This is a genomic window from Bradyrhizobium diazoefficiens, assembly GCF_016612535.1.
GTDB classification, from domain to species: domain Bacteria; phylum Pseudomonadota; class Alphaproteobacteria; order Rhizobiales; family Xanthobacteraceae; genus Bradyrhizobium; species Bradyrhizobium diazoefficiens_C.
In genome coordinates, this window is record NZ_JAENXS010000002.1 from 439482 (window position 1) to 462922 (window position 23441).

Here is a 23441-nt window from a genome sequence, read left to right on the forward strand (position 1 = left end):
AACTCATTACGTCCGGCGGCGGGTCTTCATGTCGAGCCAGACCGCGAGGATGACGATGATGCCGGTGACGAGCGGCTGCCAATTGGCGCTGACCGAGAGCAGGTTCATGCCGTTCAGCACCAGCGTCAGGATCAGCGCGCCGATGAAGGTGCCGAACACCGTGCCGACGCCGCCGAATAGCGAGGTGCCGCCGATCAGCACGGCCGCGATCGCCGGCAAGGTCAGGCTTTCGCCGATGTCGGCTTCCGCCGAATTCAGCCGCGACAGGAAGATGATCGAGGCGAGCCCCGCCATGGTGCCGGAGACGGCGTAGACCAGCAGCAGGCGTCGCGTGACGGGAATGCCGGAGAGGCGGGCCGCGACCGGATTGGCGCCGATCGCATAGATCTCCTGGCCCCAGATCGTGCGCTGGGCAAACATCGTTCCGATGCCAAGGAACACCAGCAGCAGATAGACCGGGATTGGCAGGCCGAACAGATAGCCGCTGCCGATCTGGCGGAAGCCTACCGGGAAGCCGTGCAGCGTCTCGCCCCCCATGTACCAGTAGGTCAGTCCGTTCAGCACCCAGAGCATGCCGTAGGTTGCGATGAAGGAGGGGATGCGCAGCGCCGTCACCATGACGCCGTTGAGGAGCCCGACAATGCCGCCGCAGGCAAGTCCGGTCAGGATGCCGAGCACCGGCGACCCCGTGGTGTGGATCACGGTCCCGGCGACACAGGCCGACAGCGCAACATTGGCGCCGACCGAGAGATCGAGGCCGGCGGTGAGCACCACCAACGTCAGGCCAGACGCGATGAAGAAAGTCAGGCTTGCCTGGCGCAGCACGTTGAGGATGTTGCCGAGGCTGAGGAAGGAATCGTTCAGCACCGCCAGCACGGCGCAAATCAGGAAGACGGCAAGCAGCCGATAGAACAGCTGGATTGCGTCCTGGGACAGGAAGGAACGTGGCGGCGACAGGGCTTCCTTGGTGATGTCGGTCATGACCGGCTCCGCAGGCCGTCGAGGAACAGCGCGACGATGACGAGGATTCCGACGCTCGCGACCTGCACCGAGGACGGCAGCGAGATCAAATTCAGCCCGTTGCGCAGCACGCCGACGGCGATGACGCCAAGGAGAGTGCCGAGCAGCCAGCCATTGCCGCGCTCGAACGAGGTGCCGCCGACCGCGACCGCGGCGATCGCGTCGAATTCGAGCCCGAGGCCCGCGGTCGGATGCCCCGAATTCATCCGGGCGGTCATCAGGAGGCCAGCGATGCCCGCCATGGTGCCGCCGAGCGCGTAGACCGCGATCAGGAGCTTGTTGGGCGAGAGGCCGGCATAGCGGAGCGCTTCGCGGTTGCCGCCGAGTGCGAACACGTAGCTGCCGAACCGGGTGTGATACAGCAGGCCGTGGAAGGCGGCGTAGCTCACGAGCGCCACCACGATCGGAACGGGAATGCCCAGCAAATTAGCCGAATAGATATCGCGGACACTGTGGGGAATGCCGACCACGCTCTGGCCGTCACTGACGATCAGGGACAGACCTTGCGCCATGCCGAGGGTGCCGAGGGTCGCCACAAAAGGCGGGATCCCGAGAATGGCGACCAGCCAGCCATTGATGGTGCCGAAGGCCGCACCGACCAGCACGCCGGCGCCGAGGCCGAGCAGCATCGATTGGGTCGCGAGCGAGACGATGGCGACGCAGAGCGAGGTCAGCGTCAGCACCGCGCCCATCGAGAGGTCGAGACCCTCCGTCATGATGATCAACGTCATCGGCAGCGCCAGCATGGTCAGGATGGTCGACTGCACCAGCACGTTGGAGAGGTTGGGCGCGGAGAGGAAGCCGGGCGCAATGGCGCCGAACAGCACGATCAGCACCACCAGCACGATGGCGACGCCGGGAATGCGCTGGAGCGGATTGTATTGTGAAACGACCGCGGCCTCACGCATGATTCATCCCCAATCGCACGATGTTCTCCTCGGTCAGCTCGTTGCGTGTCAGGTGCCCGGCGACGCGGCCCTCGCACATCACATAGGCGCGGTCGCAGACATGGCAGATCTCGACCTGCTCGGAGGAGATCATCAGGGCTGCCGCGCCTTCGGCGACCAGCCGGTCGATCAGTGCGAAGATCTCCGACTTGGCGCCGACATCGATGCCGCGCGTCGGTTCGTCGAAGATGAAGAGTTTTGCGCCGGCAGCTAACCATTTGCCGATCACGACCTTCTGCTGGTTGCCGCCGGACAGCAGACCGACTGTCTGGCGTGCGCTCGGGGTCGCGATGCGGAGCTGCCGGATCAGGCCGTCGGCGGTGCGCTGGCCGCTGCGCGGATCGAACAGTCCGCTCGGAAACAGTTTTCGCAGCGCCGAGACCACGAGGTTGTCGCCGACCGAACGCAGCAGCGCGAGCCCCTCGCTCTTGCGGCTCTCCGGGATCAGCGCGATGCCGCGGCGGGCGGCGACATCGGGCTCGCCGGAGATCGGCTTGCCGTCGAAGACGATCTCGCCCGAGGCAACCGGATCGGCGCCGAAGATGGCGCGCGCCACCTCGGTGCGGCCGGACCCGACCAGGCCGCAGAGGCCGACGATCTCGCCGCGGCGCACCTCGATGTTGATGTCGGCGATTCCGCTCAGTGCGGTCAGGCCCTTGACCTCGAGCAGCAGCTCGCCGGGCTTGTCGGCGAAGTTGCGCGGATAGGTCATGTCGACGGTGCGGCCGACCATCATGCGGACCAGCTGGTCGGGCGTGACGTCGGCCGGCCGAACGCCATCGATGCGGCGGCCGTCGCGCAGCACCGTGATGCGGTCGCCGAGCGCGAAAACTTCCGCCATGCGATGCGAGATATAGACGATCGAGACGCCGTCGGCCTTCAGCCGTGCGATCAGCGCGAACAGCAGCTCGGTCTCGCGATCGGAGAGCGCGGCGGTCGGCTCGTCCATGACCAGGATGCGCGCGTTCTGGCTGATGGCCTTCGCGATCTCGACCATCTGCTGCTGGGCGACGCCGAGCGTATTGACGATGACGGATGGGTCGATGTCGAAGCCGATCATGTCGAGCAGGCGTTTGGCGTCGGCCAGAAGCTTGCGACGATCGATGGTGCCGGGGATGCGGCCCTTCGGCTCGCGGCCGAGGAAGATGTTCTGCGCGATGTCGAGATAGGGGACGAGCGAGAATTCCTGGAAGATCACGGCAATGCCGAGTTTTTGCGCGTCAGTTGTGGACGCAATCGTGACCTTCTCGCCTTTGAAGAAGAACTCGCCGGAATCGGCCTGGTAGGCGCCGCACAGAACCTTCATCAGACTCGACTTGCCGGCGCCGTTCTCGCCGAGCAGCATGTGGACTTCGCTCGCGTAGAGCGCAAAGGACACGTCGTCCAGCGCCTTGACGCCCGGAAACGCCTTGCTGATGCCGCGCAGCTCGAGCAGCGGCGTCGCTGCGGTCTCGTCGGGGACGTTCATGACCGCGTTCCCGCAAAAATCTTGCCGGGATTCATCAGGCCGTCGGGATCGAGCGCGGTCTTGATCGACCGCATCACGTCGACGGCGTCGCCGAGCTCGTCAGTGAGATAGTCGATCTTGCCGAGCCCGATGCCGTGCTCGCCGGTGCAGGTGCCGTCCATGGCGATGGCGCGGGCGACCATGCGGGCCTGGAGCGCCTTGGCACCGTCGATCTCCTCGGGCTTTGTGGGATCGACCAGGATCAGCATGTGGAAATTGCCGTCACCGACATGGCCGACGATCGGCGCGGTGAAGCCGTGGTCATCGGCATCCCGGCGCGTCTCGGTCACGCATTCCGCAAGCCGCGAGATCGGCACGCAGACGTCGGTGATGACGGCGCGCGCGCCGGGCCGCAAGCCGAGGCCGGCATAGAGCGTGTTGTCGCGGGCGTGCCAGAGCCGGCTGCGGTCCTCCGGCGCTTTGGCCCATTCGAAGCCGCGGCCACCGTGCTCGGCGGCGATCGCCTGCGCCAGCTCGGCCTGCTCGGCGACGGCGCTCTCCGAGCCGTGGAATTCAAAGAACAATGTCGGCGCCTCGCGATAGCCGAGCTTTGCGTAGGCATTGATGCCGCGCATCATGACATCGTCGAGCAGCTCGACGCGCGCGACCGGAATCGCCGCCTGGATGATGCCGATCGCGGTATCGACGGCGTTATGCAGGGTGTCGAAGCTGCACACCGCCGCCGAGATCGCCTGCGGCAGCGGATGCAGCTTCAGCGTGATCTCGGTGATCACGCCGAGTGTGCCTTCTGCGCCTACGAACAGCCGCGTCAAATCGTAGCCGGCCGCGGATTTGCGGGCGCGACGGGCGGTGCGGATCACGCGACCGTCGGCGAGCACCACCTCCAGCGCCATGACATTGTCCTTCATGGTGCCGTAGCGCACCGCCATGGTGCCGGAGGCGCGCGTGGACGTCATGCCGCCGATCGAGGCGTCGGCGCCGGGATCGATCGGAAAGGACAGCCCGGTGCCGCGCAGCTCCGCATTGAGCCGCTTGCGGGTGATGCCGGGCTGGACCACGACATTCATGTCGCTGTCGTGGATTGTCAGCACCTTGTTCATGCGCGCGAAGTCGAAGCAGACGCCACCTGCGACCGCAGACGCATTGCCCTCGAGCGAGGTGCCCGCGCCGAACGGCACGATCGGCATGTTCGCGCCGGCGCAGAGCCTGACCAGCTCGACGACCTCCTGCGTGGTCTCCGGATAGACGACGATGTCCGGGGGCAGGGTGCCATAATAGGACTCGCTCTGGCCATGCTGGTCGAGCACGCCGCGCGCGATGGTCGCACGCGGACCGATCACGCCGGTGAAGCGTTCAGCCAATGCGGCACTACTGACCCGCGGTCCCATCGTCTCTCCCCGTCTTCGTCCTCGTCGCAGACCGTTGTCAGTCCGTCGATTCGACGTTCGGCTTACGCGGCCTGTACGCTGCTGGCGGCCTGCTTCAGGCCGAAATCATAGTTGAGATGGAAGTAGGCACTAGCCACCATGCGACCATCCGGCGCACGGCCGGCCGGGCAGCGTACGAAGTCGTGGATCAAGCTGTCCTTGACGCCGAACACCACGTCGCTGTCGAGATATTTGTCCCCGGCGACGAACACATGCGTCACCAGCTGCTCGAAGCCCGGCGCCGAAATCATGAAGTGCACATGCGCGGGCCGCCAGGGGTGGCGTCCTTGCGCCTCCAGCATCTCGCCGACCGGACCGTCATGCGGGATCGGATAGGCGGCGGGCTTGATCGACCAGAAATGGAAGCGGCCGTTGGCATCGGTGTGGAAGCGCGCACGCATCGCGAGATCGCCGATCTCGTCGAGCTGCTGGACGTCGTAATAGCCGTCATTGTCGGAATGCCAGACGTCGACCACGGCGCCCGCGAGCGGCCTTCCGTCGACGGTCGAGACCGAGCCGGTGACGATCATGGGATCGCCTTCCATGTGGCCTGAAATGTCGTCGCCGTTCTGCTTCTCCGGCGCGTCCTGGACGAAGAACGGGCCGAGCACGGTGGTCTCGGTCGCGCCTTCCGGCACCGGATGGTTGATGGCGTCGACCAACATGGAGACGCCGAGCGTATCCGACAGCAGGATGAACTCCTGCCGCTTGTCGTCGCACATGTGGCCGGTCCGGGTCAGGAAGTCGATGCCGTATTCCCATTCCTTCTGGGTCGGCCGGATCTCGCGCACGAAGGCGTGGAGGTGGCGCACCAGCGCTTCGCTGACCTGCTTGATGCGCGGATCGCTTGCGCCTGTGATGCGCTCCAGCACGGCGTCGGTGATGTTGGTCTCGCTGAAATTACGCAAGTCTGCCTCCGTCGATCAGAGTTTGGGCTCGCCAAGTCTGGGCTCGTCAAGTCTGGGCTCGTCGAGTCCGGACAGCCGTTCGAGATGCTTGACGGTTGCGATGAAGTCGGTGTCGCCATCGCCTTGCGCGATCAGCGAGCCATAGGTCTCGCGCACCTGGGCTGCGAGCTGCAGCGGCACGCCGACGGCATGGCCGGCGCCGAGGATGAGGTCGAGGTCCTTGGCCATCTGCTTGCAGGAGAAGCTCGAGACGAAGTCGCGGGTCCGCAACGGCGCCGTCTTGTACTTCACCATGGGCGAGGCGACCGCACTCTCGTCCAGCACCTTCAAAATGTCCTGCCAGCCGATGCCGCCCTTGCGCGCCAGCGCCAGGCTCTCGGCCATCATCGCGGCCGAAACCGCGATCATGAGATTGACCGCGAGCTTGGCGTAGCGGGCTTCCTCGCTGGCTCCGAGATAGGTCTGTGCGCGGGTAAAACTCGAAAACAACGGCTTGGCGCTCTCAAAGGCGTCCTTCGGGCCGGAGACGAAGCAGCTCAGCGCGCCGGTGTGGACGATGCTGGCGTTGCCGGAGACGGGCGCCCGCAGATAGGAAATTCCGCGAACCTGTGCGGCCGCATCGACCTCCGCCGAGGCTTCTGCGCTGACCGTGCTGGTCTCGATCAGCACTGCTTTCGGTGCCATCGCGCCGATCAGGCCGGCCGGGCCGAGCATCACGGCGCGCAAGGCGGCGTCGTCGGGCAGCGAGGTGATGACCACGGGCCGGCCGCTGACGGCGTCGGCGGATGAGCTTGCAGCGCTGATGCCGTGCTCACGCGCCTCGTTGAGCTGCGCGGCGCTCTGGTCGAAGGCGGTGACGGCATAGCCGGCCTTGGCGACGAGCTGCGACATCGGCAGGCCCATCTTGCCGATTCCGATGAAAGCGATGTGTCTGGTCGTGTCAGTCATTTCTTGTTGTCCGTTGGCCGCTATCTGGCGGCGTGCCCTTGTCGTTCGATGTCCCGCACCAGCCGCTGGCCGGATTGTGCGAGCAGCTCTTTCTTCTGCGCCAGCCCGTCGACCAGCAATTGTCCGTTTCGTTTCTTCCAGCGGCCTCCGATCATCACAGCCTCGATATTGGCGAGGCTCGTCTGCATCACCACGGTGGCGACGGGATCGTGGACCGGGAAAAGATTCAGATCGTCGGCATTGATGATCACGAGATCGGCGAGTTTCCCCGGCGTCAGCGAGCCGATCTGGCTCTCGCGGCCGAGCATGCGTGCGCCTTCGGTCGTGATCCAGGCCAGCGCCTCGCGCGCCGGGATCGTGGTCGTGGCGGGAATCGTGCCCTGGCTCTTGCGCATCTCCGCATTGTCGAGCGCGCGCTGCATCGACAGCGCGACGCGTGCCGCCGAGAAGAGATCGCCGGGCAGCACGGATTCCAGGTCGATGCCGATGGTGGGGCGGACGCCGCGCTTCAAGAGCCGTCCGGTGATCGGAAACCCGTGGCCCTGGATCATCTCGTTCTCGGGCGTCACCGAGAAGGTGACGCCGAGATCGATCAGCTTTTGCAGGAGCTCGTCGGGCAGATCGTTGCCATGGACGATATTGACGTGGGCACCGACGAGGCCGGCCTCGATCAGCTTTTCCCAACCGCCTTGTGTCTTCGCCGGCCCGCCGCCCTGATGCATCGAAGCGATCAGGCCAAGCTCGCGCGCCAGGTGAAAATCGTGCATTGCGACGTCGAGTGTCGAATAATGCGGACCGAGAACGGCGAGCCCCAGCGTGACCAGGCCATTCCGATCGGCGAGGGGGCCGGCCAGCAGCCGCTCGACCTCGCGGCGGGGATGCGGCACCTCCGAGAAATGCGGCTCGCCCGGCTTCGGCTCCGGCTTTGGCGATCCGTGGAAGAAGGCGACGCGGATGCCGCTCTCGATCAGGCCGCGCACGGCCGCGTCGGTATGCGCGGGCGTCGGGTTGTTGTGGCACCAGTCGACCAGCGTGGTGGCGCCGCAATTGATCTGGTTCAGCGCGCCGACAAGCGTCGCGATGTAGATGTCATCCGGGGCAAACAAGGTCGCGAGCCCGGCATGCATGCGACGGAAATATTCCAGCAGCGTCCAGTTCGCAGCATACCCGCGCAACGCCGTCTGCCAGGTGTGCATATGCGCGTTGATGAGCCCGGGAATGACAATGCGGCCGCTTTCGTCGAGGATCTCGGCATCAGCCGCGCCGCTGCCGAGGTCGATATTGGGACGCACCTCGGCGATCCGCCCGTTCTCGACCAGCACGTCACCGCTACGGAGATCGCCGATGCGATCGTCCATGCTGATGATCGTTGCTGATTGGATCAGGGTGCGGCGCATGTCGCTCACGTCGCCGCTTTGGTCGCGACCGGCGGCTCGCCGGCCCAGGCGCGCGCGATCAGCTCGCGGATGGCATTGCGCTCGAGCGGGCGCGGATTCCAGTAGGCGTTGGTGACGGCGAGATCGGCCGCCTTGTCGATGCCGCTCTCGGGCATGCCGATGTCGCGCAGTGCGAGCTTGGCGCCCAATCGCTTGGCGAGACCGTAAAGGCCTTGCGTCGCATCGGCCGCATCAATCGCGCGCGCAATTCGCGTCACCGCCTCGGGCGCGGCAGGAGCGTTGTAGGCCAGCGCATGCGGCAGCACGATGGTGTGCGTCTCTGCATGCGGCAGGTCGAAAGTGCCTCCGAGCGTGTGGCAGAGCTTGTGATGCAGCGCCATGCCGACGGTGCCGAGGCACACGCCGCACAGCCAGGCGCCGTAGAGGGCGTCGCTGCGGGCGCCGCGATCATCGGGCTTGGCGGCAATGGCGGGCAGGGCACGCGCCAGCGCGCGGATGCCTTCTTCCGCCATCAGCGAGGTCACGGGGTTGGTGTCGCGCGCATAAAGCGCCTCCACCGCATGCGCGATCGCATTGATGCCCGAGGTGGCAGTCAGGCCAACCGGAAGCGTCAGCGTCAGGTCGACGTCATAGATCACGGTCTCCGGCAGCACGGCGGTGTCGCGTACCGTGGTCTTCAGGCCGTTTTCGGTCTGGCCGAGGATCGGGGTCATCTCCGAGCCGGCATAGGTGGTGGGAATGCAGAGCTGGTTGATTCCGGTGCGCAAGGCCAGCGCCTTGCCGAGCCCTGTCGTCGAACCGCCGCCGAGCGCGACGACGCAATCGGCATCGCAGGCCTTCATCGCCACCAGCGCCTTGTCTGTCACCTCGACCGGAGTGTGCATCGTGGCGTCGGCGAAGAGTCCGGCATAGAGCGATCCGAGCGCGGCGCCGAGGGCCGCACCTTGCGCTTCCTGCTGCGGCGTCGTCAGCACCAGCGCACGCTTGCCGCCGAGGCGCTCGACCTCGGCCTTGGCCGCGCCAAGCGTCCCGCTGCCGAAGACGACGCGGCAGTGCAGATTTTCAAAGGTGAACGAACCGATCATGCGCCGGTCTCTTTGGCGGGATAATCGACCTGGAAACGCCCGATCCGCAAGTCGCCAAGCTCATCCCGCACCCGCAGATGTTCCGGATGAGTGGCGTAGGCCGTCAGGGCCGCGCTGTCGGTAAACTCGGAGACCAGGACCACGTCGCAGGCATAATCGACATCGCTGATGTCGGCGCCGACCTCGATATGGGTGAGGCCGTCGATCCGGCCCTTGAGGCCTTCGAACAGGGTTTTGACCTTGGTCCGGGCCGCCTTGCGCTCCGCCTGGGTCTCCGCGCGCAGCCGCCACATCACGATGTGCTTGATTGGGCCCGACATTTCCCGGATTTCCTCGCCTGCGATCTTGCTTGTTGGGAGCATTTTGCCTTGCAGAAATCGGAAATAAAGGCCAAAAATCGTAAGTCTCTTTTCCTATTTGAGGAAGAATGGACCGGCTTCTCCAGCTTGAGGTGTTTTCCAGGACGGCCGAGCTCGGCAGCCTCTCCAAGGCCGCCGAGATCCTGCGCATGTCGAACGCGGCGGCGAGCCGGCACCTCAGCGCGCTGGAGGAGCGGCTCGCGGTCCGGCTGATTGAGCGCAACACGCGCCGGCAGTGGTTGACCGAGGCAGGCCAGGAGCTGCTGCAGCGTTGCAGCACGCTGCTGAACGAGCTCGCCGAAGCGGAGGATGCCGTCAGTGATCGCGCGCTATCGCCGAAGGGTACGCTGCGCGTCACCAGTTCGCTGTCCTTTGCGATGATCTACATGGCGCCGATGCTGCCGGCGTTTCGCAAGCTCTATCCGAAGCTCGATGTTCAGATCATTGCCGCCAACCGTTATCCCGATTTCATCGAGGCGGGGATCGACGTCGCGATCCGCACCAGGGAGCAGGAGCCGGATTCCAACATCATCATCCGCCGCATCGGGCAGATGCGCCGGGTGCTGGCGGCGGCTCCATCCTATCTCGCGACGCACGACCGGCCCGAGCATCCCGCCGACCTCGCGCGCCATGACATGCTGATCTACAACCTTGCCAACGATCCCTATTCGCTGCGGCTCCACAAGGGGAACGCCGCGCAGACGGTGCGCATCGCGCCGGCGCTCGACAGCAATGACGGCCAGGTCATCCGTGGGGCCGCGCTTGCCGGCCTCGGCATCCTGATCCAGCCGCTTTACATCGTGCAGGGCGACATCGCGGCCGGCAAGCTGGTGCCGGTGCTGATGGATTGGGAGCTGCCGCTGCTGACGATGAACGTGGCCTACCAGAACCGCGTCCGGCTGCCGGCGAAGATCAGGGTGTTTTCCGATTTTCTGGTCGACCACATCCGCACGCATTCCGACGCCGGGATCTGGATCGACGCGACGTGAACGGCCGGCCCGGCGCTACTCTGATCGCTCCTGCACCCGGGTCCGTCCGCTGGACGACCGTGACCGGGGCGCCGCACGCGGTTCCGGCGGGGCGGCGCGCCTGACCGCCTCGGCTTCGTGCTGTTCCTTGCGGGCCTTCCGCGCGTTTCGCATGGCGCGCTTGATGAAAGGGTGCTGCGAGTCCTCGGCGAAGAACAACACGACTTCGCAACCGGGACATTGCCTGGAATAGCCGTCCTGCAACCGTCCCGCGCGATCGCGAAACATCGTCTTGCAGCGCGTGCACTGGACCTGGACGAAGCTCATACGCCGATGACAATGACTATTGGAAATCGGCGGCCACGGTGAGCCGAATATCTGAAGAAAGCCTGAAGGCCGGCCTGATCTCACGCCCGACCCCCGCAACGAGGTGCGAACCGCTATTGTTTCGCCGCCATCGCGTCCAGGCAATGATTGAGATAGACGGTCCGGTCTCGCGGCAGCACTTTCTCCAGATCCGCCTTCAGGCCGCATTCGCGCTGACGGATCTGCTCGGCGCGGCGCTTCTCCGCAGCCTCGCGGTATTCGGGCGCAACCTTGGTGGGATCGACCAGCGCCTGGGCTCGGGCGGGAGCCGTCGCAAGGAGCGCGACGGCTGTGATGATAATGACCTGTTTCAAATGAGCCTCCGTAGAAAGGCCCATCCTAGCGCCCGGTTTCGGAAGTCTCAACTGACGTCCGTTACTTCGTGGCGTGGTCGATCTTGTGCCCCAAATGGCCTGTGCCGTGATCGCGACGCAACTGGCTCAGCGACGTCTCGTTCAACTGACGCAAGACCTCGTTGAGTTCTGTCGTATCCGGATACCCGGCCGCAAAACCCTTTCCGTAAATCTTCCGCAATGTACTGAGCTGGGTGTTGCCGTGTTTCTTGCTGATTTCGCCATCCTTGTCCCGGTGGCGGCCATCCAGGCCCGGTTCCTTCATGTGTCTCTCCCGTGCGGCGTCTTGCGCGCCTGGAGGGAGCGTGCGCCCAAACGGGCTGATTGGCAACGGTGCACGCGCGGGAGTTGAGGGCCGGCTGATGGCGCCGCGCCAGCGTTGCTTTCGCGCGTCCATCTCGCAGCTGTGAAGCCGGGGCGGATTGCGTTGGAACAAGCGGCGCATCAGATGGAGCTAGCAGCGATGGGAGCTGATCCGATGCGCTCTATTTTGATTTTGGCCCTGAGTCTCTTGATTGTCCTGTGTACCTTTGCGAATGCCGCAACGCTGCGTCATGCGCGCGCGCGCCATCCGGCGGTGGAACGTCCGAGAGCGGATGCGACGTCTCGGGCACGCTTCGCGGTCCCCGGGTGGAGTGACGATGCAACGCAGCGGTGGCTGAACAACGCCTCGTCCAATGTCGGGCGGGGTGGCTAGCGGAAATCAGCGCGGGTGATGTTTTCCGGTTGCCCGGTTCTATCTGGTTCGGTCGGCGATCCACAATCCGACGGCTCCGCCGAGGCCGCTGAGCAGGACACCGGAGTAGGACAGCATCCCGCCACCCCACAACGCGGGGACGAATCCCCCGATCGTTGAGCCGATCAGCATGGCAAGCCAATAACGCGATCGCACGCGAGGTCCTTATCCAGAAGCCCGGGTGCTTCGAACGAGCGCCAGAGGCGGGGCGGCTAAGCGGCCTGCTCCTCGAACGAGGTGTAGACCCGGCCATTTGGATCAACGATCCGAACGTCCCAGCACCCGTCCTCGATCAGCTCCTTGGCTTTTTTGAGGGCGGCGGCGAGTGACAGCCGCTTGAGGCTGACGACGCCTGCCGTGTCGAAACCGTTGATTTCAAACATGCCGTTCCTCCCGTTTTGTCGAATCCTACACCTTTCCGGCGGGTTGTCTTCCAGCTTTTTGGCGGGGCTCATGGAACGTGAAGCCTGCGATGGCACTCCATCGCACGGCCCCCGTAGTCGGCCGGGGTGGCTGGACATGCCAGGCGGCCACGTCGCTAACGTGGAATTAATCCGAAAAGCTCACAATTTTAGGCAGTTGTAAGTGGGTGCTGCGTAAGGGAGGCGTCGCGAGGACGTTCCGGCGACGGCTTCCTTTTGCTCGCTCATGAGGTCAATGCGTATGACCACGACATCCGAAACGCTGGGCTTTGCCGAGCACCTCGACGCTGCAGCACTTGCAGCCGCGGCATTCGGACCCGAAGCCGAACACGAAGTCCTGGAAGCTCCGGCATCGGGCAAGCAATCCAGCCGGAAATCGGTCCTGGCACTGTCGGTGTGCGCCTTGGCCATCAATGGCGCGGCGGCCATCTATACATTGCCGTTCGATCTTCCGTCGCCGAACATCAGCAGTTTGGCCGCGCTGCTTCCGAGACGGGAAGCTGTCGCGCCAAAACCGGATCCGATTGTCGCTGCCTTGAAGGACATTCAGTCGGCCCAGCAACAGCAGGCCGCCTCGCTGCGGGAGATCAATTCCTCGTTGCAGCAGAATACGGCTCTGCGGCAGCAGGATTCAACGGTTCTCGTGTCTCTCCGACAGAGCATCACGGACGAACGGGGCGACGTGAGGAAGATATCGCCGCAGCTTTCGACGCTGATCGCGAAGATCGACTCGCTGCAAAGTACAATGACTTCGGACGTCACATCTTCGATTCGAAGAGCGCATGCTCGTTACGGACTGTCCGCAGCGATGCGCAAACGAATGGCTCGGCAGTCGAAATCTGCAGGGCCCGTTTCGGTTGGAGGAGCGCCGCTGAGTGTGCCGGCGACAGTTTCAGCTCCGGAAAGCTGAAGAAGCTCATGCAAAATCGCTTGGGATTGCGGCCGTGCTAACCTTGCGCGCCGGTTGGGTGTGAGGCTGCATCGATGAATGACATTCTGTGAAATGGTCGCGCCGACGGAACTTAACCGGCTGCCGCTCGTCGCAAGTGTGAGGGAACGGGGATCGGCCGATGCTCTTCCTCGGCAGCCTCGATCCAACAGCTGATTGCATCCTGCACGTTTTGCACCGCTTCGGATTCGGTGGCGCCATCGGACATGCAACCGGGAAGATCAGGCACGGTCGCGACAAATCCGCCGCCGTCTTCCTCCGGAAGCGAGTCAATGATGATTGTGTAGTGAGGACGCTCGCCCATGTGGTCTCAGTCTCGCAGGAACATTGTCGGAGGCGTCTTCGATGCTGAGCTGCTTTGCACGGACCGTTGGTGAGCGCGCTGGGGCTCGAACCCAGGACCCCGTGATTAAAAGTCACGTGCTCTACCGGCTGAGCTACGCGCTCCCATGGCCGCTGATGGCTTTGAAGTCGATCGCCATCGTCTCGGTCATCTGGAAAAGCATGACTTGGCGTTGCGGGGAAAACCGAACGTTTCCGGGTCATGCTTTCGGCCCGCGCTGTGTAGGGGGATGGGGCGCGGAGGTCAATAGCGCGAGTGGCTGCCGCGGATAGTAGTGCGGGCGGAGATTCTTCCGCTGTTTCCGCTGCTTAACTGGGGACTTTCACCTGGATTGGTGGCCGTCGTCCACGTCGAAGTCAGTTCGCCTCCCGCCGCACCTCGCTCGGCACTGGCTGCGCGTTACCAGGCGTCGGCAGGGCAACCGGGCGCAGGCCGATCAGCTCGGCGGTGCGGATCGCGCCGTCGCGCCAGAACTGGAACGAGTTGATGCGGCTGAGCTCGAGGATGGCGATCGCGACCGCGGCCAGGAACGGCAAGCTCTGCAGCACCAGGACGCCGGCGAAGATGTAGATCTCGGTGATCTGCCTGAAATTGTTGGAGGCAATCAGCACGCCGGCGCCGATCAGGAGCAGAGCGCCGATCACGGCCTCCCAGAACGCCTGGAACTCGATCGACATCCTGGACAGGCCGCCCTTGGAGGTGCGCGCGAACGCGATGTGCTCCGTAATCAGGCCTTGCGCGACCGCGCGCGAGACCGTCCACTGCACGCTCATCGCGGCGATCATGGCGCCCATCATCTGGCCGGGTTTGATCGCGACGCGCGCGCGGTACATCGACAGGAAATGCGCGAGCGAGACGATGAAGGCGCCGATGATCGGCAGCGTCAGAATCTTGTCGGGGATGGCGATGTCGGCGAAGGCGACGATCGGCACCCAGATGAGGTTGAGTAGCGCCACGACCACGCCAAGGCTTTCGGCCCCGAGCCAGTTCAGCCAGCCCAGGCCGTATTCGCGCTTCTGGTCCGAGGTCAGCCGGCTTCTCCCGGGCAGGAACTGCCGCCAGTGCTTCTTCACGATCTGGAGGCCACCATAGGCCCAGCGATGACGTTGCTTCTTGAAGGCCTCGTAGGTGTCGGGCAGCAGCCCCTTGCCGTAGCGATGGTTGGTGTAGTGGGTGGTCCAGCCGAGCTCCTGGATCGCAAGTCCGAGATCCGAATCTTCGCAGATCGTGTCGCTCGACCAGCCGCCGGCCATGTCCATCGCGGCGCGGCGGATCAGGCACATCGTGCCGTGGACGATGACGGCGTTGAGCTCGTTGCGCTGGACCATGCCGATGTCGAAGAAGCCGGCATATTCGCCGTTCATGATGTAGTGCATGATCGACAGATCGCCGTCGCGGTGTTCCTGCGGCGCCTGCACCAGGCCGACGCTCGGATCGGCGAAGACCGGCACGAGGTCCTTCAGCCAGTCGGGTTCGACGACATAGTCGGCATCGAGGATGCCGATAATCTCGGCATCCACGGCGGTGCGGTCCATGGCGATGCGCAGGGCGCCTGCCTTGAAGCCCTTCACCTTCTCGGCATTGATGAACTTGAAGCGTTCACCGAGCGCGCGGCAATGGTCCTGGATCGGCTGCCAGAACGCGGGATCCGGCGTGTTGTTGATGATGACCACGCATTCGTAGTTCGGATAGTCGAGCCGCGCCAGCGCATCGAGCGTCTGCTTCAGCATCTCGACCGGCTCGGAATACGCCGGAATGTGGATCGAGACTTTCGGGTAATAATTCTCGGGCACGTTCTCGATCGGCTTGCTCTTGGCGAGCAGCCGCCGTGGCGGCCGGCCGAGGGCAACGGCTGCGACTTCGTCGATGCGCGCCATCGCGATCAGAACAAGAGGAACAAGGAGGATCATGCCGAGCGTCAGCGCGAAAGCTGATCCGAACAGGAAGTAGTGTCCATTCCAATAGCCGAACACGGTCGCGGCCCAGGCGCCGACGCCGTTGGCGGTGACTGAGAGCAGGAAGGCCTGTTTCGCGGTCGGCTGCTCCAGCCGCAGGATCGGCAGCGACAGCAGAATGCCGACCAGGAGCGCGATCGTCATCAGCTTCCAATAATCAGGGTTTTCGACCGGGCCGGTCCAGGCGAATTTCGGCTCGCGGCTGGCGTTGAGGATGCCCCAGTAAGGACCGACACCGCCTTCGAAGAACTTCCAGGGCTGATCGATCGCCTCGACGATGTTGTAGTCCATGCCGAGCGCTCCGGCGCGGCTGACGAAATTGCGCAGCGTGAGCGCCTGCTGGAACGCACCGGGGTCAGCATTGCGCAAGTTATAGCCGGCGCTCGGCCAGCCAAACTCGGCGATCACGATGCGCTTGCCCGGGAACTGATTGCGCAGCAAATTGTAGCGGTCGACGGCCTGGTCGACGGCCTGGTCCGAGCGGAAATTTTCCCAATAGGGCAGGACGTGGGCAGCGATAAAATCGACGTTGGAGGCAAGGTCGGGGTTGTCGCGCCAGATGTTCCAGATCTCGCCGGTGGTGACGGGAACGTGGACCGCGCTCTTCACCCGCTTGATCAACTCGATGAGGTCTTCGATCTTCTGCTCGCCGCGGTAGATCACCTCGTTGCCGACGACGACGCCGTTGACGTTGCTGTTCTTGCGGGCGAGCTCGATGGCGGCCTTGATCTCGCGCTCGTTGCGGTCGGGATCCTTGTCGATCCAGGCGCCGACGGTGACCTTGAGGCCGAACTCGGCGGCGATCGGCGGCACCAGCTCGTTGCCTTCCGTCGCGGAGTAGGACCGGATCGCGCGCGTGATGGTCGAGAGCTTCTTCATGTCCGCGCGAATCTTTTCGGGGTCGACGTTGTTGTCGACGACGTGTCCCGGTTCGAACGGCGTATAGGACAGGCTGGGCAGCAGACCCTTGAAATCCGGTGCGGGCTCCTTGTCGCGCAAGACTCCCCAGAGGCCGGCGTGGAGCACGGACACGAGCAACAGAACGGCGGCGACAACGCGCATCGCGGCTAAACCAAAAGGGGCTGAGTTGGCAGGGCTGCGGATCCGACCCCAAGATCCGACCGAGTCCGCGGCAAATGGAGCATACCTCTGCCGCGCGGTTTCACAACAGTCATGGCCTCATGTCCTTATGAGGGCATGGCCATTTTGGGAGCGTGGCAGTGCCAACAGCAGATATCGCCGATCGTTCCTGAACGGAGGCTGAAGCCGGGCTGCGGCTATTTGGGCGGTGCCGGCGTCGGGCTGGCCGCGGGCGAAGGGCTCGCTGTCGACTGCGGCTGTGGGGCTCCGGTGGTCGGTGCGGGCGAAGACGAGGCGGCCGCGGATGTCTGCTGCGGCTGCGCAGCCGGGTTGATCCAGCAGGCTTGGGTCAGATTATTCAGGCTGTTCGGAACCTTGTCGTCGATCTGGGTAAGGAAGCGGGTCAGGCAGCGGAACGCGGCCTGGATGTGGCCGCCGGGGCAGCCGAAGCGGTCGTAGAGGTCGATGTGGCGGAACGCGGTATCGAGGTCATCCCTGTACATCAACTGAACCGCGCGACGGCCGAGCCAGACGCATTCAGGGTTGCCGGCCGGACCATTAATGGTGCGGGCAGCTTCAGCGAACTCGTCGATCCGCTTCTGGTTCTGGTTGGCATCCTTAGCGGAGTCGGTAGCCTGCGCCGCCGGCTGCTTGGCTTGGTCGGGGGCGGGCGTTCCGCTCTGGGCGGAGGTGCTACCGAGACCGGCCAGGAGGACAAGGGAAGAGACGGCCAAAGTGGCCGCGAACTGCCGCAGGACCGCATTTCGTAACTCGAACACCCGTCGCCGCATGAATTCCCCAATTGCTCAGCCGTCCGCCCACGCGGGAGGACCTCGCGGACGCCGATGTGATGGCGTCCAAATGGGTCTCCAATGCGGCGGAAAATTCCCGGAGAATCCCATGGCCTGTATTTGAATTTTTGTCCAGCAAAGTCACGATCCTAGGGTCCGGTCGAACGGCCACAGCCCAATTCGCCGGGGAGAGCGAGCACCTCGCCTACGTCCCCCCTTGGCAGATGGCGTGCGAGCAGGTAATCGACGGGCCCTTCGCGGAGGACGGAACCGATTTCTCTTCGTACGCCACTGGCGCTCCTGCTCGTCTCCCTGGGTGCGATTGCTGCCGTGTGGTGGTGGCTGGCCACGCCGATCACGCTCGCGCGCGCGCCCATCGATCCCAATGACAAGGTCCAATGCGTCTCCTATGCGCCGTTTCGCGGCGAGCAGACGCCGCTGAACGAATGGACCCATGTCGAGGCTGACCAGCTCGAGCAGGATCTGCGCCAGCTCAAGCAGATCACCGACTGCGTCCGCACCTATTCGATCGAGAACGGGCTCGACCAGGTGCCGGCGGTTGCGGCCAAGGTCGGCGGGCTGAAGGTGATCCAGGGCATCTGGCTCGGCAGCAACCGCGCCAAGAATTTTGCGCAGGTGGCGACCGCGGTCCGCCTCACCAAGGAATTCCCCACCATCATCTCCTCGCTCGTCGTCGGCAACGAGGTGTTGCTGCGCGGAGAGATGACGACGTCGGACCTCACCGCGATCATCCGTTCGGTGAAGGCGCAGGTCAGCGTGCCCGTGACCTATGCCGACGTCTGGGAATACTGGCTGAAGAACCGCGATGTCTATGACGCCGTCGACTTCGTCACGATTCACATCCTGCCTTATTGGGAGGATGTCCCGGTCAAGGCGAAATTCGCAGCCTCCCATGTCGAGGCGATCCGCGAGCGGATGGCGGTGGCGTTCCCCGGCAAGGAGATCCTGATCGGCGAGACTGGCTGGCCGAGCGAAGGCCGCATGCGCGAAGGCGCGCTGCCGTCACGCACCAACCAGGCACGCGTGGTCTCGGAGATCCTGGGGCTCGCGAAGGCGCAGAAGTTTCGCGTCAATCTGATCGAGGCTTATGACCAGCCGTGGAAGCGCCGGCTCGAAGGCACCGTCGGCGGCTATTGGGGCCTGATCGATTCCGTGCGGCGCCAGCTGAAATATCCGCCGGGCGAACCGATCAGCAATTTCCCCTTCTGGAAATGGTACATGGGCGCCGGCATGGGCCTGAGCGTGCTGGTGTTCGCGGTCGCCGGCATCACGCTGCGCCGCCGTCCCTGGACGCCGCGCTTCTCGGCCTGGCTCGCTGTCGGCATCTCCGCGACGTCGGCGGGCATCCTGCTCGGGATCGCCACCGAGAAGATGCTCTACGAGAGCTACGGTTGGGGCGGCTGGCTGCAATGGGGCGTGCTGCTGCTGGCCGGCATCCTGTCGCCGATCTTCTGCGCGCAGGCGATCGTGATCGGCCGCAGCCTGCCGAGCTTCCTCGACCTGCTCGGTCCGCGCGAGGGACGCAAATGGTCGAAACTCTCCGCCGTGCTCGGCCTGACCCTGGCGGTGACGGCGGTGATCGCGGCCGAGACTGCGCTCGGTTTCGTGTTCGATCCGCGCTATCGCGACTTCCCCTACGCCTCGCTGACGATGGCGGTGGTGCCGTTCGCGCTGTTGATGCTGAACCGGCCACAGATCGGCGTGCGGCCGATCGCGGAGGCGGTGTTCGCCGGATTGCTGGCGCTGTCGGCCGTCTACGTGATCCTGAACGAGGGCCGCGAGAACTGGCAGGCGATGTGGACCTGCGCGATCTACCTGTTGTTCGCGCTTACGCTGTGGCGGGCGCGGGCCGAGCAAAGCCAAGGATGAGCAGGCCGATCGCCAGGCCCGCCAGCACGATGTTGTAGAGCACGATGCCGAGGCCGGCTGCGACCACGCCGAGCGTGAGCAGCACGATCGAGGGCCGCATCAGGTTCAGCGTTGCAATCACCAGCGCAACGATGCCGAATACCGAATTCTTGAACAGCGACGTCGACACCGAGCGCGCCTTGCAGATCATGGTCTGCAGACCGGCATCGCAGGCTAGCGCTACCTGCGAGAACTCGACCGCGAAATAGCGCACATAGAGCGCCCAGCCGACGGTGACGAAACCGACGACGATGAGAAATTGCACCTGATAGGGCGTGAGGCGGAACGGCTTTTTTGTCATGGCGGCAATATGGTCGGGAAGAGGAGAGGGAGCAACAGGGGCGGGGGATTTTTATACCGGGAGCGTCGCTCGGCCCGTTGCCGTCTTTTGCACAACTACGTCGGAACCGTAGCGATACGGATTTGCGAGAGTTCCGACGTCGCCTAGCATTCGGCTCGAAGCGCGGGTGTGATCACTGATTCGATGGAGCAGATCACGTCGTTCAAGAGCGCGACTGCGAGGAGGCGAGCGGGGTAGGCAATGGCTGAGGCGTTGCAAGTCAATTTTGCGCTTTGGGGTATGATCATTTGCGCGGCAATCAAGATCAGCCAGTTGATGGCAGTTCTTTGAGTTGCGCAGTGCGCGGATATAAATCCAATCCGGCGACACTCCGGCGGTTCAATCAAGAGTCCTGATATTCCTACCGCCTGAAGAACGACGATATCGTCGAGCTCGCAGACGCCGCCTCCGGCTTGGCTGCGGGCGCCGCAGGCTGCGGTGCGGGTGCAGGCTCCTCGCGCTTTGATGAGCGCTTGGACGCGTAGCTGCGGCGATGCTTGTCGGGCTTGGCGGTCGGCGCAGGCGCCGGGGTCGCTTCGGCCTGCGGCACCGAGTCCTGCGTCTTCTCGGAGTTCTTCTCCGATCCCTTGGCTTGGCCCTTGTCCGAGCCGCCGCGCATCGACAGGCGCTGGCCGTCGAACACCGTCGTCTCGCAATGGCGGTCGTTTTCGCTCAAACCGGCGCAGAGCTTTGCGGCGGCGGCGGCGTTGATCAGCGGGCCGGCGCCGAGACGGAGCTGCATGCCGAGGCCGGTGTTGCCTTCCTTGATCATGATGATCGGCCGGAGTGTGGCGATCTCGGGATTGGATTTGGTCAGGCCGCGCCAGAGCGCGCGCAGGCCGTCGATCGAATTCGCGCCGCCGAGGTCGATGGCGAAGCGCGTCTGCTGGACTGCGATTGGGGGGGACTCAGGCTCGGTTGTCTCCTGCGGCTTAGCTGACGCTGCGGCGACTTCGGTCGGAACGGGCGCCAGCTCAGGCTTCTTCTCGGTGGCTTCCGGTTGAACCAGTTTCGACGCCGCGGGATCAGGCGGCGCCATGATCGACTTGGAGGCGACGAGCGGCAGCGCTGAAGGCGCGGGTGGGGACTGCGGCATGAGCGAGGCCGCAGCCGCAGTCTGCGGCGGTGGGCTCGACTGATCCTTCGCGGCTTCTTTCGAATTGTCCTTGTTCGAACTGTCCCTGGGCTCCTTGCCGGCTCCGGCGTGCGGCCTGTCGACCAGCGAGGCTGCCGTCGAGGTGACCGGCGCGACATCCGGGGCCGCGGGCTGCGCGGCAGCGACGGGCGTATCCTGCGGCTTCGCGGCCGACGCTTGGGGAGCCGACACCTGGGAAGCCGACATTTGGGGAGATGGCGCGTTCTGCTTGGCGATGGCGCCGGTGACGGAATCGAGCCCTTGCTCGAGCACCGTGACGCGCGAATAGAGCCGGTCGCGATCGGCGTTCAGCGTCTCGATGGCGGAGGCGAGGCGGCGGGCTTCGAGCTGGCTTTCCTTGGTCAGCACCTGGAGCCGGTCGGACTGGCGGGTGAGATCGGCTGAAGCGACCTGGTCGCGCCGCCAGCCGAGATGGGCCTGGTTGGCGAGAACGGCCACCACGACGGCGCCGACGGCGGCCGCCCCCCACGAGCCCAACCGCCACAGCATGCGGCGATCGAACGCGCCTTCCTCGGCCAAAAGTCCGGAGAACAGTCCGCCGGCCTCCTTGTCGCCGAAGGCGTCCGCCAGTGGGTCGGAATCCTTTGCCATGAACGTTTAGCGCCCAGCCCTGCCTGGCTTCCCCGAATCAATCAGAGAACATTAACAGGAAAACCCACTCGCACTTGAATTCCGGGTGTTTGCGGGGGTAGCAAGGCGGGCAGCTCCGGCGACAACGGCTCGTTGCCCGTCGATGTGATGATTGATTCGGCCGTATTTGACAGGATTGCGATGACCGCCCGCTCAAGCCTCACGATCGTGCTCGCCGCCGGCGAAGGCACGCGCATGCGCTCACACCTGCCGAAAGTGCTGCATCCCGTCGCCCACCAGACGCTGCTCGCCCATGTTCTCGCCGCCGCCCCCAAGGAAACCGGAACCGGCATCGCGCTCGCGGTCGTGATCGGTCCCGATCATCAGGCGGTCGCTGACGAGGCAAAGCGCATCCGTCCCGATGCGCTCACCTTCGTGCAAAGTCAGCGGCTCGGCACCGCGCATGCGGTGCTGGCGGCGCGGGAGGCGATTGCGCGCGGCGTGGACGATGTCCTGATCGCGTTTGGCGATACGCCGCTGATCTCGGCCGAGACCTTTGCACGGCTGCGCGCGCCGCTAGCCAAGGGCGCCGCACTTGCCGCGCTCGGATTTCGCGCCGCCGACCCCACCGGCTATGGCCGCTTCATCGTCGAGGGCGAACGCCTGGTCGCGATCCGCGAGCACGCCGACGCCAGCGCGGACGAGCGCAAGATCAATCTGTGCAATGCCGGCGTGATGGCGATCGACGGACGGCGGGCGCTGGCGATCCTCGACAGGATCGGCAAGGCCAATTCCAAGGGCGAGTATTATTTGACGGACGCGGTCGGCATCGTCCGCGAGCAGGGATGGGAGTCCGTGGTGATCGAGACCAGCGAGGACGAAGTGCGCGGCATCAACACCAAGGCCCAGCTCGCAGAAGCGGAAGCCGTCATGCAGGAGCGGCTGCGCAAGGCTGCAATGGAGGCCGGCGTCACGCTGATCGCGCCGGAGACCGTCCATCTCGCCGCCGACACGGTGTTCGGCAAGGATGTGACGATCGAGCCGTTCGTGGTGATCGGGCCGGGCGTGTCGATCGCCGACGGCGCCGTGATCCACTCCTTCTCGCATATCGTCGAGACAAAGCTCGGCAAGAACGTCTCGATCGGCCCCTATGCGCGGCTCCGTCCCGGCACTTCGCTCGGCGACGGGGCACGCATCGGCAATTTCGTGGAGACCAAGGCCGCGACGCTGGAGGCCGGCGTCAAGGTCAATCATCTCTCCTACATCGGCGATGCCACCGTCGGCGCCAATTCCAATATCGGCGCCGGGACCATCACCTGCAACTACGACGGCTTCAAGAAGCACAAGACGATCATCGGCCAGGGCGCCTTTGTCGGCACCAATTCCTCGCTGGTCGCGCCGGTGAAGATCGGCAACGGCGCCTATATCGGCTCGGGCTCGGTGATCACCCGCGACGTGCCTGATGAGGCGATGGCGCTGGAGCGCAACCAGCAGACCATCAGGGAAGGCGGCGCGGCGCGCTATCGCGAGATGAAGACGGGTGGGAAGAAGGTCGAGAAGAAGCCGGAGACGTGAGCGGCCCTAGTCGTCGTCGGCGACGTCCGAGAACATCGCGCGCGTCAGGCGCCAGCCGCGCGACCTGGCGCGCTTTACCGGTTCGCCGGCCGCCTGTGTGACGAGGACAGGCTTGCTTTCCTTGCCCCGGTCGAGGCCGCGCTGGGGCGGCGGCCAATGCGCGAGATGCGTGCCTGTGGTCTCGCGTGCTTGCACGAACGTCGACGACAGGCCTCTGCGGTCGGACGAGCCTTTCATGGCTTTACTCCCTTGCAGGGAAATCGTCAGTCAAACTTGTTGACAGCAGGTTAATGCGCGCGGTTTAAGGCCGGCCAATTCGACGCGGGGAACGATCGCGCGTCGCTGTCGC

General features: G+C 64.6%; 22 protein-coding genes and 1 tRNA gene. 4 read left to right on the forward strand and 19 right to left on the reverse strand.

The genetic code is table 11. From position 1 onward, the window contains the following. Nucleotides 1-6: 6 nt before the first annotated feature. The 9 genes from JJE66_RS18840 to JJE66_RS18880 all read right to left on the reverse strand — a co-directional run bounded on the left by JJE66_RS18840 (nt 7) and on the right by JJE66_RS18880 (nt 9520). Complete coding sequence (locus JJE66_RS18840) at nt 7-981, reverse strand: ABC transporter permease (protein WP_200515825.1); 975 nt, start codon at nt 979-981, stop codon at nt 7-9. Next, the gene (locus JJE66_RS18845) at nt 978-1928 is read right to left on the reverse strand and encodes an ABC transporter permease (RefSeq protein WP_200515827.1); all 951 of its coding nucleotides are present in this window, start codon (nt 1926-1928) and stop codon (nt 978-980) included. Before JJE66_RS18845 ends, JJE66_RS18840 begins: the two co-directional genes overlap by 4 nt. Beyond that, on the reverse strand, nt 1921-3435 hold the full coding sequence (locus JJE66_RS18850) for a sugar ABC transporter ATP-binding protein (RefSeq protein WP_200515830.1): 1515 nt from the start codon (nt 3433-3435) through the stop codon (nt 1921-1923). The genes JJE66_RS18845 and JJE66_RS18850 overlap by 8 nt, the downstream gene beginning before the upstream one ends. Then, nucleotides 3432-4823, reverse strand: coding sequence for an FAD-linked oxidase C-terminal domain-containing protein (locus JJE66_RS18855; RefSeq protein ID WP_200515832.1), 1392 nt, complete (start codon nt 4821-4823; stop codon nt 3432-3434). Before JJE66_RS18855 ends, JJE66_RS18850 begins: the two co-directional genes overlap by 4 nt. A 62-nt stretch (nt 4824-4885) precedes the next feature. Continuing rightward, a complete protein-coding gene (locus tag JJE66_RS18860) occupies nt 4886-5770 on the reverse strand; it encodes an intradiol ring-cleavage dioxygenase (protein ID WP_200515834.1) in 885 nt (294 codons plus the stop codon). Between the two features lie 15 nt (nt 5771-5785). Further along, a complete protein-coding gene (locus JJE66_RS18865) occupies nt 5786-6718 on the reverse strand; it encodes an NAD(P)-dependent oxidoreductase (protein ID WP_200515836.1) in 933 nt (310 codons plus the stop codon). Nucleotides 6719-6738: 20 nt separating this feature from the next. Beyond that, nucleotides 6739-8115 (reverse strand): amidohydrolase family protein, encoded by a 1377-nt coding sequence (locus JJE66_RS18870; protein ID WP_200515838.1) that lies wholly within the window; start codon nt 8113-8115, stop codon nt 6739-6741. Nucleotides 8116-8120: 5 nt separating this feature from the next. Continuing rightward, a complete protein-coding gene (locus JJE66_RS18875) occupies nt 8121-9200 on the reverse strand; it encodes a maleylacetate reductase (protein WP_200515840.1) in 1080 nt (359 codons plus the stop codon). After that, nucleotides 9197-9520 (reverse strand): Dabb family protein, encoded by a 324-nt coding sequence (locus tag JJE66_RS18880; protein ID WP_200515842.1) that lies wholly within the window; start codon nt 9518-9520, stop codon nt 9197-9199. Before JJE66_RS18880 ends, JJE66_RS18875 begins: the two co-directional genes overlap by 4 nt. Before the next feature lie 107 nt (nt 9521-9627). Between JJE66_RS18880 and JJE66_RS18885 the strand changes: the two genes are divergently transcribed. After that, a complete protein-coding gene (locus JJE66_RS18885) occupies nt 9628-10548 on the forward strand; it encodes a LysR family transcriptional regulator (RefSeq protein WP_200515843.1) in 921 nt (306 codons plus the stop codon). 419 nt (nt 10549-10967) lie between these two features. Here JJE66_RS18885 and JJE66_RS18890 read toward each other — a convergent pair whose 3' ends face one another. The 3 genes from JJE66_RS18890 to JJE66_RS18900 form a co-directional block, all read right to left on the reverse strand. Then, nucleotides 10968-11207 (reverse strand): hypothetical protein, encoded by a 240-nt coding sequence (locus tag JJE66_RS18890; RefSeq protein ID WP_200515847.1) that lies wholly within the window; start codon nt 11205-11207, stop codon nt 10968-10970. 61 nt (nt 11208-11268) lie between these two features. Beyond that, the gene (locus JJE66_RS18895) at nt 11269-11511 is read right to left on the reverse strand and encodes a hypothetical protein (protein WP_200515850.1); all 243 of its coding nucleotides are present in this window, start codon (nt 11509-11511) and stop codon (nt 11269-11271) included. Nucleotides 11512-12194: 683 nt separating this feature from the next. Beyond that, complete coding sequence (locus JJE66_RS18900; protein WP_200515853.1) at nt 12195-12365, reverse strand: hypothetical protein; 171 nt, start codon at nt 12363-12365, stop codon at nt 12195-12197. A 274-nt stretch (nt 12366-12639) separates the two neighbouring features. Here JJE66_RS18900 and JJE66_RS18905 point away from each other — a divergent pair, with 274 nt between their 5' ends. Beyond that, entirely contained in the window at nt 12640-13314 is a 675-nt protein-coding gene (locus JJE66_RS18905; protein ID WP_200515857.1) for a hypothetical protein, read from the forward strand. 112 nt (nt 13315-13426) lie between these two features. Here the strand turns inward: JJE66_RS18905 and JJE66_RS18910 are convergent, their stop codons facing one another. The 4 genes from JJE66_RS18910 to JJE66_RS18925 all read right to left on the reverse strand — a co-directional run bounded on the left by JJE66_RS18910 (nt 13427) and on the right by JJE66_RS18925 (nt 17522). Then, on the reverse strand, nt 13427-13657 hold the full coding sequence (locus tag JJE66_RS18910; RefSeq protein ID WP_200515858.1) for a type II toxin-antitoxin system HicB family antitoxin: 231 nt from the start codon (nt 13655-13657) through the stop codon (nt 13427-13429). 67 nt (nt 13658-13724) lie between these two features. Further along, nucleotides 13725-13800, reverse strand: a tRNA-Lys gene (locus JJE66_RS18915). Between the two features lie 252 nt (nt 13801-14052). Continuing rightward, nucleotides 14053-16713, reverse strand: a complete 2661-nt coding sequence (locus tag JJE66_RS18920) for a glycosyltransferase (RefSeq protein ID WP_200515859.1) — start codon at nt 16711-16713, stop codon at nt 14053-14055. A 215-nt stretch (nt 16714-16928) separates the two neighbouring features. Further along, nucleotides 16929-17522 carry a beta-1-3, beta-1-6-glucan biosynthesis protein gene (locus JJE66_RS18925; RefSeq protein WP_200515861.1) on the reverse strand — a complete coding sequence of 198 codons (594 nt, stop codon included), beginning with the start codon at nt 17520-17522 and terminating at the stop codon, nt 16929-16931. 330 nt (nt 17523-17852) lie between these two features. Between JJE66_RS18925 and JJE66_RS18930 the strand changes: the two genes are divergently transcribed. Beyond that, nucleotides 17853-19412, forward strand: a complete 1560-nt coding sequence (locus JJE66_RS18930; RefSeq protein ID WP_200515862.1) for a beta-(1-6) glucans synthase — start codon at nt 17853-17855, stop codon at nt 19410-19412. On the opposite strand, the gene JJE66_RS18935 is transcribed toward JJE66_RS18930, so the two are convergent. Together JJE66_RS18935 and JJE66_RS18940 are read right to left on the reverse strand one after the other, a co-directional pair. Beyond that, nucleotides 19372-19752: a hypothetical protein gene (locus JJE66_RS18935; protein ID WP_200515864.1), complete on the reverse strand. Its 381-nt coding sequence runs from the start codon at nt 19750-19752 to the stop codon at nt 19372-19374. The two genes, JJE66_RS18930 and JJE66_RS18935, sit on opposite strands and share 41 nt — an antisense overlap. Before the next feature lie 400 nt (nt 19753-20152). Further along, nucleotides 20153-21538 (reverse strand): hypothetical protein, encoded by a 1386-nt coding sequence (locus tag JJE66_RS18940; RefSeq protein ID WP_200515866.1) that lies wholly within the window; start codon nt 21536-21538, stop codon nt 20153-20155. 180 nt (nt 21539-21718) lie between these two features. On the opposite strand from JJE66_RS18940, the gene glmU reads away from it, so the two are divergent. Next, nucleotides 21719-23092: a bifunctional UDP-N-acetylglucosamine diphosphorylase/glucosamine-1-phosphate N-acetyltransferase GlmU gene (glmU, locus tag JJE66_RS18945; protein ID WP_200515868.1), complete on the forward strand. Its 1374-nt coding sequence runs from the start codon at nt 21719-21721 to the stop codon at nt 23090-23092. 6 nt (nt 23093-23098) lie between these two features. On the opposite strand, the gene JJE66_RS18950 is transcribed toward glmU, so the two are convergent. Continuing rightward, on the reverse strand, nt 23099-23329 hold the full coding sequence (locus tag JJE66_RS18950) for a hypothetical protein (protein ID WP_200515870.1): 231 nt from the start codon (nt 23327-23329) through the stop codon (nt 23099-23101). Nucleotides 23330-23441 lie beyond the last annotated feature (112 nt).